This is a genomic window from Nonomuraea sp. NPDC050680, assembly GCF_040654555.1.
GTDB lineage: Bacteria > Actinomycetota > Actinomycetes > Streptosporangiales > Streptosporangiaceae > Nonomuraea.
In genome coordinates this window covers 913,851-928,072 of the sequence record NZ_JBFAIF010000001.1, presented here as the reverse complement: position 1 = coordinate 928,072, position 14,222 = coordinate 913,851, and the positions used below count along the sequence as shown (strand labels likewise).

13 protein-coding genes are annotated in these 14,222 nt (G+C 70.9%); 9 read left to right on the top strand and 4 right to left on the bottom strand.

Features of this window, described 5'->3' with window-relative positions; genetic code table 11:
* Nucleotides 1-2: 2 nt before the first annotated feature.
* Nucleotides 3-839 (bottom strand): SDR family oxidoreductase, encoded by an 837-nt coding sequence (locus tag AB0H88_RS04385; RefSeq protein WP_357641154.1) that lies wholly within the window; start codon nt 837-839, stop codon nt 3-5.
* Nucleotides 840-908: 69 nt separating this feature from the next.
* Between AB0H88_RS04385 and AB0H88_RS04380 the strand changes: the two genes are divergently transcribed.
* Nucleotides 909-1,280, top strand: a complete 372-nt coding sequence (locus AB0H88_RS04380) for a helix-turn-helix domain-containing protein (protein ID WP_357641152.1) — start codon at nt 909-911, stop codon at nt 1,278-1,280.
* Nucleotides 1,281-1,356: 76 nt separating this feature from the next.
* On the opposite strand, the gene AB0H88_RS04375 is transcribed toward AB0H88_RS04380, so the two are convergent.
* Both AB0H88_RS04375 and AB0H88_RS04370 read right to left on the bottom strand, forming a co-directional pair.
* A complete protein-coding gene (locus AB0H88_RS04375) occupies nt 1,357-1,956 on the bottom strand; it encodes a hypothetical protein (RefSeq protein ID WP_357641150.1) in 600 nt (199 codons plus the stop codon).
* The gene (locus AB0H88_RS04370; RefSeq protein WP_357641148.1) at nt 1,953-3,143 is read right to left on the bottom strand and encodes a PASTA domain-containing protein; all 1,191 of its coding nucleotides are present in this window, start codon (nt 3,141-3,143) and stop codon (nt 1,953-1,955) included. Before AB0H88_RS04370 ends, AB0H88_RS04375 begins: the two co-directional genes overlap by 4 nt.
* 273 nt (nt 3,144-3,416) lie before the next feature.
* Here AB0H88_RS04370 and AB0H88_RS04365 point away from each other — a divergent pair, with 273 nt between their 5' ends.
* The 3 genes from AB0H88_RS04365 to AB0H88_RS04355 all read left to right on the top strand — a co-directional run bounded on the left by AB0H88_RS04365 (nt 3,417) and on the right by AB0H88_RS04355 (nt 7,278).
* Nucleotides 3,417-4,067, top strand: coding sequence for a TetR/AcrR family transcriptional regulator (locus AB0H88_RS04365; protein WP_357641146.1), 651 nt, complete (start codon nt 3,417-3,419; stop codon nt 4,065-4,067).
* Between the two features lie 183 nt (nt 4,068-4,250).
* The gene (locus AB0H88_RS04360; RefSeq protein ID WP_357641144.1) at nt 4,251-6,371 is read left to right on the top strand and encodes a PQQ-dependent sugar dehydrogenase; all 2,121 of its coding nucleotides are present in this window, start codon (nt 4,251-4,253) and stop codon (nt 6,369-6,371) included.
* Between the two features lie 10 nt (nt 6,372-6,381).
* Nucleotides 6,382-7,278 (top strand): sugar phosphate isomerase/epimerase, encoded by an 897-nt coding sequence (locus AB0H88_RS04355; protein ID WP_357641142.1) that lies wholly within the window; start codon nt 6,382-6,384, stop codon nt 7,276-7,278.
* An 81-nt stretch (nt 7,279-7,359) separates the two neighbouring features.
* Here the strand turns inward: AB0H88_RS04355 and AB0H88_RS04350 are convergent, their stop codons facing one another.
* The gene (locus AB0H88_RS04350; RefSeq protein WP_357641140.1) at nt 7,360-8,436 is read right to left on the bottom strand and encodes a hypothetical protein; all 1,077 of its coding nucleotides are present in this window, start codon (nt 8,434-8,436) and stop codon (nt 7,360-7,362) included.
* A gap of 71 nt (nt 8,437-8,507) precedes the next feature.
* On the opposite strand from AB0H88_RS04350, the gene AB0H88_RS04345 reads away from it, so the two are divergent.
* The 5 genes from AB0H88_RS04345 (at nt 8,508) to AB0H88_RS04325 (ending at nt 14,209) form a co-directional block, all read left to right on the top strand.
* Entirely contained in the window at nt 8,508-9,122 is a 615-nt protein-coding gene (locus AB0H88_RS04345; RefSeq protein WP_357641138.1) for a TetR family transcriptional regulator, read from the top strand.
* Between the two features lie 291 nt (nt 9,123-9,413).
* Nucleotides 9,414-11,855: a CoA transferase gene (locus tag AB0H88_RS04340; RefSeq protein WP_357641136.1), complete on the top strand. Its 2,442-nt coding sequence runs from the start codon at nt 9,414-9,416 to the stop codon at nt 11,853-11,855.
* A 2-nt stretch (nt 11,856-11,857) separates the two neighbouring features.
* Nucleotides 11,858-12,652 carry a crotonase/enoyl-CoA hydratase family protein gene (locus AB0H88_RS04335; protein WP_357641133.1) on the top strand — a complete coding sequence of 265 codons (795 nt, stop codon included), beginning with the start codon at nt 11,858-11,860 and terminating at the stop codon, nt 12,650-12,652.
* The gene (locus tag AB0H88_RS04330) at nt 12,649-13,812 is read left to right on the top strand and encodes a thiolase family protein (RefSeq protein WP_357641132.1); all 1,164 of its coding nucleotides are present in this window, start codon (nt 12,649-12,651) and stop codon (nt 13,810-13,812) included. The genes AB0H88_RS04335 and AB0H88_RS04330 overlap by 4 nt, the downstream gene beginning before the upstream one ends.
* A 10-nt stretch (nt 13,813-13,822) precedes the next feature.
* On the top strand, nt 13,823-14,209 hold the full coding sequence (locus AB0H88_RS04325; protein ID WP_357641130.1) for an OB-fold domain-containing protein: 387 nt from the start codon (nt 13,823-13,825) through the stop codon (nt 14,207-14,209).
* Nucleotides 14,210-14,222: the final 13 nt, after the last annotated feature.

Genomic DNA, 14,222 nt, shown 5'->3' with positions numbered 1-14,222 from the left:
GCCTAGCCGAGCAGGGAGCGCACATACTCGCTGACCGGCTGGGTCGGCCGGCCGATGAGCTCGCTCAGCGTGCCGGGGGTGTCGGCGAGCCAGCCACGGGAGATGTTGACGTCCACGTCGGCCATGAGCGCCGCGAACGGTGCCGGGAGGCCGGCGCCGGCCAGGACGCCCGCGTAGTCGTCCTTCGGCAGGTTCTGGTAGGCGACCTCCTTGCCGGTGGCCTTGGAGATCTCGGCGGCCAGGTCGGCGAGCGTCCAGGCGGTGTCGCCGCTCAGCTCGTAGACCTTGCCGTCGTGGCCCTCTCCGGCCAGCACGGCGGCCGTGGCCGCGGCGTAGTCCGCGCGCGAGGCGGCGGCGATCCGGCCGTCGCCGGCGGCGCCGTAAACCGCGCCGAGCTGGGGAGCGGTCTTGATCGACTGCTCGTAGTTCTCGTGGTACCAGTTGTTGCGCAAGATCGTATACGTCACGCCGGACGCCTTGATGTAGTCCTCGGTGGCCTTGTGGTCCGCGGCGAGGCCGGCCTCGGTGGTGTCGGCCTTGGGCGCGCTGGTGTAGGTGAGCGTGGCGCCGGCCGCCTTGGCCGCGTCGACGACCGCCGAGTGCTGCTGGAGCCGGTTGGCCTCGGTGCCGGAGACGAGCAGCACCTTGGTGGCGCCCTCGAACGCGCTCTTGAGCGTCTCGGGCCGGTCGTAGGAGGCTTCGCGCACCTCGACGCCGAGATCCGCGGCCTTCTCCGGGGTACGCGCGGCCGCGACGATCTGCGCGGCGGGCACCCGCTTCTTGAGCTCCTCGACCACCAGTCGGCCCAGGTGTCCGCTGGCTCCGGTTACCACGATCATGGTTACTCCATCTCAGTACAAGCTAATGGTTAGTACTTTCTATCAGAAAGCACTGTTAAGCTAGCACGCATGGAGGAGTTCGAGAACCTGGTGGCCGACGTCTTCTCGCGCAAGTGCACTTCCCGCACGGTGCTGGAGACGATCACCGGCCGCTGGGCGATCCTGGCGCTGGTGGCCCTCTACGAGGGGCCCTACCGCTTCAACGCGCTGCGCCGCCGCGTCGACGGGGTGAGCGAGAAGATGCTGTCCCAGACCCTCCAGACCCTGGAACGCGATGGCATGGTGCTGCGGGTGGCCGAGCACACGATTCCGCCCCGGGTCGAATACAGCCTCACCTCGCTGGGCCGCGAGGCCGCCGAGCGCCTGATCCCGCTCATCACCTGGCTGGAGGACCGCATGCCTGACGTCGTGACCGCCCGCGAGGGCTACCAGGGCCGTTAGAGGCGCACCGGTCCCTCAGCTCGCCGTCCGTACCTGCACGTCAGCTGGCACGTCAGCTGGCACGTCAGCTGGCAGGTCAGCCCGCTGTCCGTGCCTCTGGCAGTAGGGCGAAGCCCGTCCCGAAATCGCGGTTGATCGGCAACGTGACCACCACGAACTCCTTCCTGGCCACCTCGACGCCCTGGATCTTGCAGGCGATGGCGGCCGTGCAGTCGCCCCCGGTCAGCCCCATCAGCCGGCCGCCGCGGACCCTGGCCTGCACCATCGTGAGATGCAGGATGAGGTCCACGCCGAAGGTCACCCGGCCCACCGGCCGGCCGTTGACCTGTACCTCGACATAGGGCTCGTGGTGGGAGACGACCTCGTGCTCGGCCAGCGGCACGACCTGTCCCGTACCCGGGTTGTCCAAGGTCCTGCGGGCCGCGGCGCGCAGACTGCGGTACTTCGCCCAGCCGCCCAGCAGCACCGACCCCACGTCGATGCCACCGAGCAGGCCGGCGCCCGCCTCCGCGGCCCTGCGCGCCAGCTCGCCGGGCGGCGCCTGGACCTGCCGGGTGATCTCGTCGAGCACCCGGCGGGCGTCCACGGCCCGCGCCAGCTCCTGGGCCGCCTGTCTCGGGTCGGCGTAGAGCAGCAGGTCGGCGGTGCTGGGCTGGGTGATTAAGGTAACGGTCACCGTACGATCTCCCTGATCTCCTGCCGGCCCTGGTCGTGGTGGCAGACGAAGTCGAGGCTGAGCGAGGGCGCGAACTCACGGATCCGCAAGCTCGGCGAGAGGTCGGCGTACGGGACGCAGACCACGGAGGGCGTCGCGGACGTCCGCCGGCCGCGACGGGCGCGGCGCAGCGCCCAGACCACTACGCCCGCCGCCACGAGCGCGGCCACCAGCAGGATGGGCAGCGGCGTGCTCGACGAGTCGCTCTCCTCCGGGTCGATGACGCTGACCTGCGGCGACTCGTCGGTCCCGGCGGGGGTGACGGCGGGGCTCGCGGGGTCGGTCGGCGTGGGCGCCGGGGTCAGCGTGACGGTGACGGAGCTGCCACGGTCGACGGTGGTACCGGCGGCCGGATCCTGCCCGCTGACGCGGCCCGAGTCCCCGCTGCCGACGACGAGCGTGAGCCCCTGTCCCTGGAGCCGCCGCCTCGCCGCGCTCGCGCTGAGCCCGTCCAGGTCCGGGACCTCGACGCGGTCGTCAGGCGTCGGGGTTACCGTCGTGGGGGGACGCAGGGTCAGCGTCACGGTGCTGCCACTCGGCACCTGCGTGCCGGCGGCGGGATCCTGGGCGTCCACCACGCCCAGATCGGCCGCGAATCCCTCGCCCACCGACGGGACGAGCCCTTTGTCGCGGATCTTCTTCGCCGCCACGTCCTCCTGGTCGCCGACGACGTCCGGGACCTCCACGGTCGGCGCCCGCAGGTCGATGGTCACGGTGGAGCCGCAGTCCGCGGTCTCCTCGCTGGTCGGGGTCTGGTCGGTGACCGTCCAGTCGCCCGCCGAGCCGGAAGGCGTCGAGTCCGTGTCGAAGCCGCCCTGGGCCAGCGCGGCGACCGCGCTGTCCCGGGTCATCCCCATGACGTTCGGCACCGGCCCCGGGCGGGTGCCGTCATGCGTCTCGCTGTTCCATTCGGACAACGTCGGGCAGGACGGCTCGGCCGTTGGCGCCGTTACCTCCGCTGCCCCGGCCATCGGCTCCGCCCACGCCGCTGCCTCCGCCCCAGCCGCTGCCTCCGCCGCCCCAGCCGTCGTCAGCGCCGCCGCCCCCGCTGCCCCGGCCGTCGCCGGGCTCAGCACGATCAGGCACGCGGCCGTCAGCGTCATCACGCTCGCGGCAAGTACGTAGGCCACCAGGCCGTACCGGCGCATCGCCACCTCCCCGGCTCAGGGTTTTGACGCTAGGCGCGCAACCCGGCCGGGTCATGAGTAGGCCTCTACTCAACTCGCGTACTCAACTCGCCTGGCGGCCTCCCCGCAGGAGCGAACCAGCCCTTCGCACGCGCGGGGACGGCGGTGCGCGTCGTCCCCGCGAGGGCGGCCGGGCGGCGGCCGGGGATGAAGGCCATGATCACCAGGCCCGACGGACCCATCACCAGGCCCACAGCAGCAGGACGACCCGGCTTCCGATACCGTGGTGACCTGATGATGGAGAGGACCGCCCGGGCCGAGCGCGTGAGCGCGACGCGAGAGCAGATTTTGACGGCGGCGGAGCGGCTGTTCGCCGAGCACGGCGTCTTCGCCGTGTCCAACCGCCAGGTCAGCGAGGCCGCGGGGCAGGGCAACACGGCGGCGGTCGGCTACCACTTCGGCACCAAGACGGATCTCGTACGCGCCATCGTGCGCAAGCACTCCGAGCCGATGGAGCGGCTGCGCCTGCGCATGCTGGCCGAGACGGCCGGCTCCACGGACGCGCGGGACTGGGTGGGCTGCCTGTTGCGCCCGATCACCGAGCACTTGGGCGCTTTGGGGAACCCCACCTGGTTCGCCCGGTTCAGCGCCCAGGTGATGACCGATCCCGCACTGCGGGAGATCATGGTCAAGGAGACGATCAGCTCGCCGTCCCTGCGCCAGGCGGTCGACGGGCTCAACCGGTGTCTTCCCGATCTGCCGCCGGAGGTACGCCTCGAACGCGGCGACATGACGCGTCAGCTGATGGTGCACATGATCGCCGAGCGCGAGCGCGCACTCGCCGAAGGCACCCCCACACCCCGGTCCAGCTGGCATGACGCCGCGACCGGGTTGATCGACGCGATCGTCGGTCTGTGGCTGGCACCGGTCACTCCCCGCTCGTAACCGCTGACCGTTCAGGTAGGGCTCACCGCACCTGAACGGTCAGCGTCGCGCGGTACTTAGTCCGATCTCAAGCGAAAGCTGTTTGATCGTGCGTAATTAGGCCCTCCTCGATCGGCGTAAGGCGGGTTACATTCACGTTAATTTGCCCTCTCTTATCCCCCTGAGCAGAACGAAGGGAGAGGCATGAGAACGAGAACCGCAATCGCCGCCCTGACCGCTGCGGCGATCCTCATGCCGGCCGCCGCCGCCAACGCCACCGGGACCGCCACCGCTACTGGGACGGTGGGCATCGCGGCTCCGCCGCCCGACGACCAGTTCCAGAAGGTGACCCTGAACGACAATCCAGGAGAGCCCATGGACCTGGCGGTGTTACCGGATTCGAGGGTCCTGCACACCACCCGGCCCGGTGTGGTCTGGTTGCACGATCCGAAGACCGGTCTCAACACGCAGGCCGCCCGGCTCGACGTCTACCGTCACGACGAGGAGGGACTGCAGAGCATCGCCCTCAGCCCCGGCTTCGGCAAGGGCTCCAAAGCGGACGACTGGGTCTACCTCTACTACTCCCCGCCGCTCAACACTCCCGTCGACGACCCGGCGACGCCGGACTTCAACGAGGGCGACGCGCCGGTCACCGGCACACCGGCGGACTTCGCGCCCTTCGACGGGCTGATCCGGCTGTCCCGCTTCCGCTTCACCGGCGCCACGATCGACCTCCGTACCGAGCAGCGCATCCTCGACGTGCCGGTCAACCGCGGCATCTGCTGCCACGTCGGCGGGGACATCGTCTTCGACGCCGACGGCAACCTCTACCTGTCCACCGGCGACGACACGAACCCGTTCTCCTCCGACGGCTACAACCCCATCGACGAGCGGCCCGACCACAACCCGGCGTTCGACGCCCAGCGCAGCGCCGGCAACACCAACGACCTGCGGGGCAAGGTCCTTCGCATCAAGGTCCGCGCCGACGGGTCCTATACGATTCCCCGCGGCAACCTGTTCCCGCCCGGCACGGCACGCACCCGGCCGGAGATCTACGCGATGGGCCTGCGCAATCCCTTCCGCATCGAGGTCAACCGGTCCACGGGCGAGCTCTACGTCGCCGACTACTCGCCCGACGCTCGGGAGGCCGACCCCCAGCGCGGCCCGTCGGGGACCGGCAAGTGGACGGTGATCCGCAAGGCCGGCAACTACGGCTGGCCGTACTGTGCGACGGCGCGGCTCCCGTACGTCGACTACGACTTCGCGACCGGCGCGTCAGGCGCGGCGTTCAACTGCGCGGCGCCCGTCAACGAGTCGCCGCACAACACCGGCCTGCGCGCGCTGCCACCGGTGACGCAGCCGAACGTGTGGTACTCCTACGGGGCTTCACCGGAGTTCCCGCAGCTGGGCACCGGTGGCATCGGGCCGATGGCCGGTCCGGCGTACCACTTCGACCCGCGCGCCACGCGCGGCCGAAACTCCGTGGCGTGGCCGAAGTACTTCGACGGCGTTCCGCTCTTCTACGAGTGGACCCGCGACTACGTCAAGGCGTTCCACCGCGACGGGCGGATCGAGGACGTGCTGCCCTCGTTCGTCTTCGACAACCCGATGGACATGGAGTTCGGCCCTGATGGCGCGCTCTACGTGCTGGAGTACGGCGACGGCTACTTCCAGGAGAACCCGGACGCCCAGCTCTCGCGCTACGACTACATCGGCAACACCGGCAACCACACTCCCGTCCCTGTCGCCGCCGGCTCGCCGACCGACGGCCACGCCCCGCTGACCGTCCGCTTCACCAGCGCCGGTACGAGCGACCCCGACGGCGACAGACTCCGCTACGCCTGGGACTTCGACGCCGACGGCAAGGTCGACTCCCGCAGCCCCGAGGCGTCGTACACCTACCAGAAGAACGGCCTCTACAACGCCACGCTCAAGGTCAGCGACACCGCCGGCATGTCCGCGGCGACGTCGGTGCGGATCGTGGTCGGCAACGCCGCGCCCGTCGTGGAGCTGGTCCGGCCCGCCGAGGGGCAGGCTTTCCACTTCGGCGACGTCGTCGAGTTCGAGGTGCGGGTCACCGACGACCAGCCGGTGGACTGCGCCAAGGTGACCGTGGACTACATCCTCGGCCACGACGACCACGGCCACCCGCAGACCACGGCCCGCGGCTGCACGGGCTCCATCCAGACCACCTTGCCGAGCGGACACGATCCGGAGACCGACCATCTCACCGGCGTCTTCGTCGCCGGCTACACCGACCCCGGCGGCACCGATCTGCCCCCGCTGACCGGCAGCGACCAGGTCGTCCTCCAGCCCACACGTTAGGAGCTCTCCCATGTGCTACGGCTACGGTCCCAGCAGGCGCTCCCTGCTCGCCGCGGGCCTCGGATTGGGGGCGGCCGCCCTGGCCGCCGCTTCCCCCGCAGCCGCGGCGACGCCGCCGCACCACTCCGGCGGGGAGCGCGTCCCGCCGAACCAGATCAGCATCCAGCTCTGGACGGTACGCGACGACCTCGCCCAGAACTACGACGCCACTCTCACCTACCTGGCCGAGACCGGCTACCCGAAGGTCGAGCTGGCGCTCGGCTACTTCGGCCGTACGGCCCAGCAGCTCCGCCAGTTCCTCGACGGGATCGGCATCCGGGCCAGCTCCAGCCACGACGGCCTCACCACCGACGCCGCCGGTCTTGACACGAAGATCGCCAACGCGCTGACCCTCGGCCAGTCCTTCATGGTCGTGCCCTACCTGAACTCCACCAGCGAGGACGAGTTGAAGGCGTGGGCCGAGCGCATGAACATCGAGGCGCGGGCTGCCCGCTCGGCCGGGCTGCGCTACGGCTACCACAACCACGCCCACGAGTTCACCACCGACCTCGGCGGCGGTAAGACGCCCTGGGACGTGCTCACGGCCGAGCTCGATCCGCACCTGGTCCATCTGGAGATCGACCTGTATTGGGCGGTCACCGGCGGTGTCGGGCGCGGGGCCGCCGACCCGGTGCGCTTCGCGCTCGACGTCATCCGCGAGGCGCCGCAGCGGGTGCTGCAGTTCCACGTCAAGGATCGAGCACTCGACGGCGACATGGCCGACCTCGGCACCGGGACCATCGACTTCCGGCGCATCTTCGACAAGCACCGCGTGATGGAGTACATCGTGGAGAACGACACTCCCGATGTGACCCCCCGGCGTACCGCCGAGGTCGGCTATCGCTACTTGCGGAAGGTGCGGTTCTAGAACCTGGTGGTGGCCCAGGTGGCCTGATGCGACGGGTTGCTTCGCGCCCGAGGACGTACCGGCCGCGGCGGCAGACGATCATCACGATTTATCGGCCTGCCGGCTCTGCCGGATAGCCGCCGTGGTGTCGGCCGAGGGTTGGCGCAGCCGCCGCGCCGCGACCACCAGCAGGACCACCGCGCCCATGGTGAAGAGGGCGTTGCCGGCCAGGTCCACCGGAAGGCTGGGCGGTGGGTTTCCAGGGAGCGGGATGACTCTCCACGGGAAGGAGTGCCAGGCGTAGGTCAGCATGGCCCCGCCGGCGAGTGCCAGCCGGTGGGCCTGCGACCAGCCCGCGCGGCGTGACCAGCGGACCAGCGTGGTGACCGCGGTCACGAACAGCGCCAGATAGAGCAGCACGCTGAGCCACGCCGGGAGGGGGATCGCCTCTGCCAGCCAGGGCGACAGGCCGGTGGGGTCGACCGCGTACAGCAGGACGAAGACGCTTCCGGCGATCAGGGCGAAGGTGCCGGCGACCCACGGGCTGGGGGCGCGGCCGGGCAGGGGAGTGGCGTCGGTGCTGCGCCTGGGGAGGCGCAGGCCGATGACGATGATCGCGGCGATGACGACTCCGGCGCCGATGAGCTGGGGCGCGGAGGCGAAGTCGGTGAGGGCGATGGCGGCGATGGCGCCGCCCAGGACGATGACCCCGTACAGCACGCTCATGACCGTGAGGCCGACCTTGCCCAGCCACGGTGTGGTGCGCCGCGAGCCGGCGAGGGTCTCCGCGACCGCGATCGGGACGCTGATGCTGAACACCGTGTGTACGCCCACCATGAACATCGTCCACGGCCCGGCCAGGCCGAGCGCGGGGATGAAGCCGTAGTCGAGGATGCGGAAGCCGGACCAGTTCGGGTTCCAGAGTGTCTGGGTGACGAAGGCCTCCTCGATCATGCCGTAGGCCAGTGCGAAGGTCATCATGGTGGGCCAGCCGCGTCCGGTGCGGCGGGCGAACTCGCGGATGATGAGGGCGCCGCCGCCGTACAGGGGCACCAGGGCGAGCAGGTTGCCCACGTCGGTGATCGACATGTTGCCCATCAGGTATTCGCCCGTCAGCGGTGCCAGGAAGAGCAGCCAGACGGCGGGTGCCAGGCGAGGAAGTAAGGCTCCTTGGGTCATGACTCTTGAATACCATCAATCGGTGCAAATTTACAACAGTGTAAAAATATTCTGATGTAAGATCACACCTCATGGAGGAGACACTGCGCGAACGCAAGAAGCGGCAGACCAGGCAACTGCTCATCCGCGCGGCCGTCCGGCTGTTCGCCGAGCAGGGCTACGAGGAGACCACCGGCGCGCAGATCGCGGCGGCGGCGGACGTGTCCACCAAGACGTTCTTCAACTACTTCCCCAGCAAGGAGGACGTGCTGTTCGCCGAGGTCGAGCAGTACTACGGGCTGGCGCTGGAGGTGATCGCCGACCGCGCGCCGGACGACACGGTGCCGCAGGTGCTGCGCAGGACCTACGACCGGGTCATCGCCAACTACCTCCGCCAAGGGCCGGGGATCGAGGACCCGGAGCTGGCGGAGGTCTACCAGAGGGTGCTCGCGACCGTTCCCGCCGTGCAGGCCAAGGCCTTGCTCATGACGTTCGACGCGCAGCGCCGGATCGCCGGCGCGTTGCTGGCGGCATTCCCCGACCGGCTGGACCCCATCAGCGCCGCGTCGGCGACCGGCGCGTTCATGGGCGCGGTGCAGGCGGCTGGGCTGGCCAGCCTGGAGACGTATGGCGAGTCGGAGCAGGACTATCTGGCCTCGACCCGGCGGGCCGTGGACATCGCCATACAGGGCCTGGAATCGCTGTGATGGACAAGGGCGGCGTCTAGGAGGCAGAACCGGCGACTGGCGGCCGGACGCGGCCATGTTGCCGATCCGGACGCGTGTCACGTTGCCGATTCGGACGTTTTCAGACCGGAAACCGAGTGGCATCCTCACGGTTGTAGGAAACCTGTTCGCAACAATCCTGGCGCGCGGCCCTGGACCGTCCGACGATCCTGGCGCGCGGCCCTGAACCGCCGCTCGCGGGCCGGGATCCTCCGCCGCGACAGGTCATGTCCGGCGTACTCGCGCATCCTTCACACCGTGGGGTGATTCACCATGCCCGCAGCCAGGGGCCTTCCCCTCGCCGGTCTTCGGGTCATCGATCTGGCCGACGGCAAGGCCGAGATGTGCGGCCGCTTCCTCGCCGACCTCGGCGCCGACGTCATCCGGGTCGAACCGCCCGGCGGCGCGCCGACCCGGCACCGCGAACCGGTCCACGACGGCGTGAGCCTCTACTTCGCCACACACAACGCCAACAAGCGCGGCGTCACCCTGGACCCGCGCGACCCCGCCGGCCGTGACCGGCTGCTCGACCTGGCCGCCGGGGCGGACTTCCTCATCGAGACCGAACGCCCCGGCACCCTCGACGCCCTCGGTCTGGGCGCGGATGCGCTGCACGCACGCAATCCGGCGCTGGTCGTCGTCTCGATCACCGACTTCGGGCAGACCGGCCCGTACCGGGACTGGATCGGCACCGACTGGACGCACATGGCGCTGGGCGGGGTGCTGTCGCGCTCCGGCATCCCCGGCCGTGAGCCGGTCATGCCGCCCGGCCCGCTGGCCTACGAGTCGGCGGCCGTCCAGGCCGCATGGGCGGGCCTGCTGGCGTACCTGAACCGGCTCGACACCGGCCGCGGCGATCACGTCGACTGCTCGGTGTACGAGATGACCGCCCAGGTTCTGGACCCGGGCTTCGGCATGGGCGGCTCGGCCACCGGCGGGGTCCCGGCCACCCGGCTGCCGCGCGGCCGTCCGCAGGCGGGCGACCTCTACCCGATCTTCCCGTGCGCCGATGGATACGTCCGGATCTGCGTGCTGGCCAAACGCCAGTGGCGCGGGATGTTCGGCTGGCTGGGGGAGCCGGCGGAGTTCGCCGACCCCAAGTACGACAGCATTGGCGCCCGATTCGGCGCCGCTGAGCGGCTGCGCGTCCTCATGGGCGAGCTGTTCAGAGACCGGACCAGGGACGAGCTCGTGGCCCAAGGTCAGGAGCGCGGCGTGCCGATCGCGGCGCTGCTCGACCCCGGCGAGGTGCTCGACAGCCCGCACTTCCGCGCGCGGGAAAGCCTGCTCGACGCCGAGGTCGCCCCCGGGCTGACCGGCCGTGTGCCGTCCGGGTATGTCGAGGTGAACGGTGCACGGGCCGGGTTCCGGCACCGGGCCCCCGAGCCGGGGGAGCACGACGACGAGGTCTTCGCCGAGGTGGCGCCTGGTGGGCCGGTCACCTCCGGCACAGCCTCCGAGTCGGCCGAGGTCGCGCCGCGGCGGCCCCTCGACGGGCTGAGGGTGCTGGACCTGGGCGTCATCGTGGTCGGCGCGGAGCTGGGCCGGTTGCTCGCCGACCAGGGCGCCGAGGTCATCAAGATCGAGAGCCGGGCCTACCCGGACGGCAGCCGCCAGTCGCTCGGCGACGAGGTCATCAGCGTCGGCTTCGCCTGGGGCCACCGCAACAAGCTCAGCGCCGGGATCAACCTCCGCTCACCCGAGGGCCTGGAGCTGTTCAAGCGGCTCGCCGCCGGCTCCGACGTCATCCTGTCCAACTTCAAGCCGGGCACGCTGGAGTCGCTGGGTCTCGGCTATGACGTCATCAGCGAGCTGAACCCCGGCGTCATCATGGCCGACAGCAGCGCCCTGGGCCCGACCGGTCCGTGGAGCAGGCGCATGGGCTACGGCCCGCTCGTCCGCGCCTCCGCCGGGCTGACCGGGCTCTGGCGGGACACCGAGGTCGAGGCCGGGTTCTGCGACGGCATCACCATCTATCCCGACCACATCGCCGCGCGGGTCGGCGCCGTCGCCGTGCTCGCCGCGCTCATCGAGCGGCGGCGTACCGGGAAGGGCGGCACGGTCAGCGTCGCCCAGGCCGAGACGATCCTCACCCAGCTGTCCACCGGCTTCCTGCGCGAATCACTCGAACCCGGCTCGTTCACCGCCCACGGCAACAGCGGCGAGTGGGACGCGCCCCAGGGGGTCTACCCGTGCGCGGGCGACGACGAGTGGTGCGTGGTGAGCGTCGACGGCGACGAGCAGTGGCGGGGCCTGTGCACGGTGATCGGCCGCGCCGACCTGCGCGCCGACGCGCGGCTGGCCACCGCCGCGGGCCGCCGCGCGCACCGCGACCTCGTGGACGCGGCCGTGGCCGAGTGGACGGCCGCCACCCCGCCGCGAGCGGCCATGGAGCGGCTGCAGGAGGCCGGGGTGCCCGCCGGGATGATGCACCGCGTCATCGAGTATCTCGACGACCCCCAGCTCACCGCCCGCGGGTTCCTGCGGGAGATGCGCCATCCCTACATCGAGCACGCCCTGCGTACCGAGAACGCCCCGGCGACCTTCCGCGGCGTCGCCGACCCCGAGCTGCGCCCCGCGCCGCTGGCGGGGGAGCACACGCGAGTGGTGGCCGCCAAGCTGCTCGGCCTGGCCGAGTCCGAGATCCAGGCGCTCATCGACGCGGACGTGCTGGAAGAAGCACCCGTACAGAGTGATGAAGGTAAGAGGAGTTGACCATGGGTGAGCCCGCCGCGCTCGTCGAGCGCCGCGACCACATCGTGTTGATCACATTGAACCGGCCCGAGGTCCGCAACGCCGTGAACGCGGAGCTGACCCGCGCCGTCGGTGAGGCCCTGGACGAGGCGGACGCGGACGCGTCGGTGCGTGCCGTGGTGCTGACCGGGGCGGGTGACAAGGCGTTCTGCGCCGGTGCCGACCTGAAGGCGGTGGCCCGCGGGGAGTTCGCCACCGAAGGGCTGGGGCTCAAGCCGCACTGGGGATTCGCCGGATGTGTCACGCATCCCATCGCCAAGCCGGTCATCGCCGCCGTCAACGGGTTCGCGCTCGGCGGCGGCACCGAGATCGCCCTGTGGGCCGACCTGGTGGTGGCCGCCGAGACCGCCGCGTTCGGGCTGCCGGAGGTCAAGCGCGGCATCCTCGCGGGCGCGGGCGGCGCGTTCCGGCTGGCCGCGCAGCTGCCCACGAAGGTCGCCATGGAGATCCTGCTGACCGGCGAGCCCGTCACCGCCGCCGACGCGCTGCGGCTCGGCCTGGTCAACCGGGTCGTACCGCGGGCCGAGGTGCTGACCGCCGCGTTCGCCCTGGCCGAGACGGTCAGCGCGAACGCCCCGCTGTCGGTGCAGGCCAGCAAGCGGATCGCGCGCGGCATCTCCGACGGCACCATCCCGTCCGAGCAGGCCGCCTGGGAGCGGAGCGCCGCCGAGAGCGCCGCGCTCATGCGGTCGGCGGACGCCAAGGAGGGGCCACGCGCCTTCGCCGAGAAGCGCGCCCCGGTTTGGGAGGGACGATGAACGCCACGTCGGTCATCGCCGGTCTCGGCATCACCGAGATGGGCAAGGTCTACGGCCGGAGCGCGCCCGAGTTCGCCGCCGAGGCGGTACGGCTCGCCGCCGCCGACGCCGGTCTCGACCTGCGCCAGGTGGACGGCCTGCTGACCAACACCGGCCTCACCGCCGACGTCGGGCTGAGCCTCCAGCGGGACCTGGGGCTGCGCGAGCTCCGCCTGCTGTCGGAGGTGCAGGCGTACGGCTCGTCGGCCGGCGCCATGGTCCAGTACGCCGCCATGGCCGTCTCCTCCGGCATGGCCGACATCGTGGCCTGCGTCTTCGCCGACGCGCCGCTCAAGGACAAGGCGTCCGGGGGCGGCGCGGCCTACGCCGGCGCGGGCCGCAGACTGGCCGGCTGGCAGGGCCTGACCGCGGCTTCGGGGATCTACAGCGCCAACACCATGTACGCGCTGGCCGCCCGCCGGCACATGCGGAAGTACGGCACGACCAGCGAGCAACTGGGACACATAGCCGTCGCGCAGCGCGCCTGGGCGGCCAGGAACCCCCTGGCCCAGATGCGGGACCCGATCACCATCGAGGACCACCAGAACTCCCGATGGATCGCCGAGCCGTTCCACCTCCTCGACTGCTGCCTGGTCAGCAACGGCGGCGTCGCGGTCATCGTCACCTCCGCAGACCGGGCCGCCGACCTCGCCCAGCCCGCCGTGCACATCCGCGGCTGGGGACAGGGGCACCCGGGGTATGTCATGGGCAGGGACAGCGAGTTCGGCCTGGTCAGCGGTGCCGCCCTGTCAGGGCCGACGGCGCTGAAGATGGCCGGGGTGTCGATCGAGGACATCGACGTCGCCGAGCTGTACGACTGCTACACCTACACCGCGCTCATCTCCCTGGAGGACTACGGATTCTGCGCCAAGGGCGAGGGCGGCCCCTTCGTCGCCGGCGGCGTACTGGGACCGGAGGGGACGCTGGCCGTCAATACCGGCGGTGGCCAGCTCTCCTCCTATTACATGTGGGGGATGACCCCGCTGTCGGAGGCCGTCATCCAGGCCCGTGGCCAGGGCGGCGACCGTCAGGCGCCGCGCAACGACATGGTGCTGGTCAGCGGCAACGGCGGCGTACTCGACCACCACTCCACCCTCATCCTCAGCCCGCACGCGCGATAGGAGCATGCCGATGCCCGTGGGAATCGTCCACCGTGACGCGGCCACCGCCGAGTTCTTCGACGGCACCGCGCGCGGCGAACTGTTGATCCGGCACTGCGATCAGTGCGGCGCCTTCTCCGCTCCGCAGGCGCGTACGTGCCCGCGGTGCGGCTCACCCGAGCTGTCCTGGACGGCCGCGGCCGGGACGGGGTCGGTGGTGAGCTGGTCGGTGGTGCACACCAAGGGCGCGCCGCCGATCGTGGTCGCGATCGTCGAGCTGGAGGAGGAGCCGTGGCTGCAGCTCCAGATCACCGGTGCCGCGCCCGAGGAGGTGTACGACGGCCTGCCGGTCCGCGTCGCCTTCGAGCACCCGGAGGGCGGCGAAGCGGTCCCCGTCTTCCGCCCGGCGTCGTCGTGAGCCACTGATCACG

What these genes read in the sequence shown, in the direction of transcription:
- AB0H88_RS04325 (WP_357641130.1), top strand. Translation starts at nt 13,823, where the DNA reads ATGCCCGTGGGAATCGTCCACCGTGACGCGGCCACCGCCGAGTTCTTC.
- AB0H88_RS04360 (WP_357641144.1), top strand. Translation starts at nt 4,251, where the DNA reads ATGAGAACGAGAACCGCAATCGCCGCCCTGACCGCTGCGGCGATCCTC.
- AB0H88_RS04380 (WP_357641152.1), top strand. Translation starts at nt 909, where the DNA reads ATGGAGGAGTTCGAGAACCTGGTGGCCGACGTCTTCTCGCGCAAGTGC.
- AB0H88_RS04385 (WP_357641154.1), bottom strand. Translation starts at nt 839, where the DNA reads ATGATCGTGGTAACCGGAGCCAGCGGACACCTGGGCCGACTGGTGGTC.
- AB0H88_RS04355 (WP_357641142.1), top strand. Translation starts at nt 6,382, where the DNA reads ATGTGCTACGGCTACGGTCCCAGCAGGCGCTCCCTGCTCGCCGCGGGC.
- AB0H88_RS04345 (WP_357641138.1), top strand. Translation starts at nt 8,508, where the DNA reads ATGGAGGAGACACTGCGCGAACGCAAGAAGCGGCAGACCAGGCAACTG.
- AB0H88_RS04350 (WP_357641140.1), bottom strand. Translation starts at nt 8,436, where the DNA reads ATGACCCAAGGAGCCTTACTTCCTCGCCTGGCACCCGCCGTCTGGCTG.
- AB0H88_RS04370 (WP_357641148.1), bottom strand. Translation starts at nt 3,143, where the DNA reads ATGCGCCGGTACGGCCTGGTGGCCTACGTACTTGCCGCGAGCGTGATG.
- AB0H88_RS04330 (WP_357641132.1), top strand. Translation starts at nt 12,649, where the DNA reads ATGAACGCCACGTCGGTCATCGCCGGTCTCGGCATCACCGAGATGGGC.
- AB0H88_RS04340 (WP_357641136.1), top strand. Translation starts at nt 9,414, where the DNA reads ATGCCCGCAGCCAGGGGCCTTCCCCTCGCCGGTCTTCGGGTCATCGAT.
- AB0H88_RS04365 (WP_357641146.1), top strand. Translation starts at nt 3,417, where the DNA reads ATGATGGAGAGGACCGCCCGGGCCGAGCGCGTGAGCGCGACGCGAGAG.
- AB0H88_RS04335 (WP_357641133.1), top strand. Translation starts at nt 11,858, where the DNA reads ATGGGTGAGCCCGCCGCGCTCGTCGAGCGCCGCGACCACATCGTGTTG.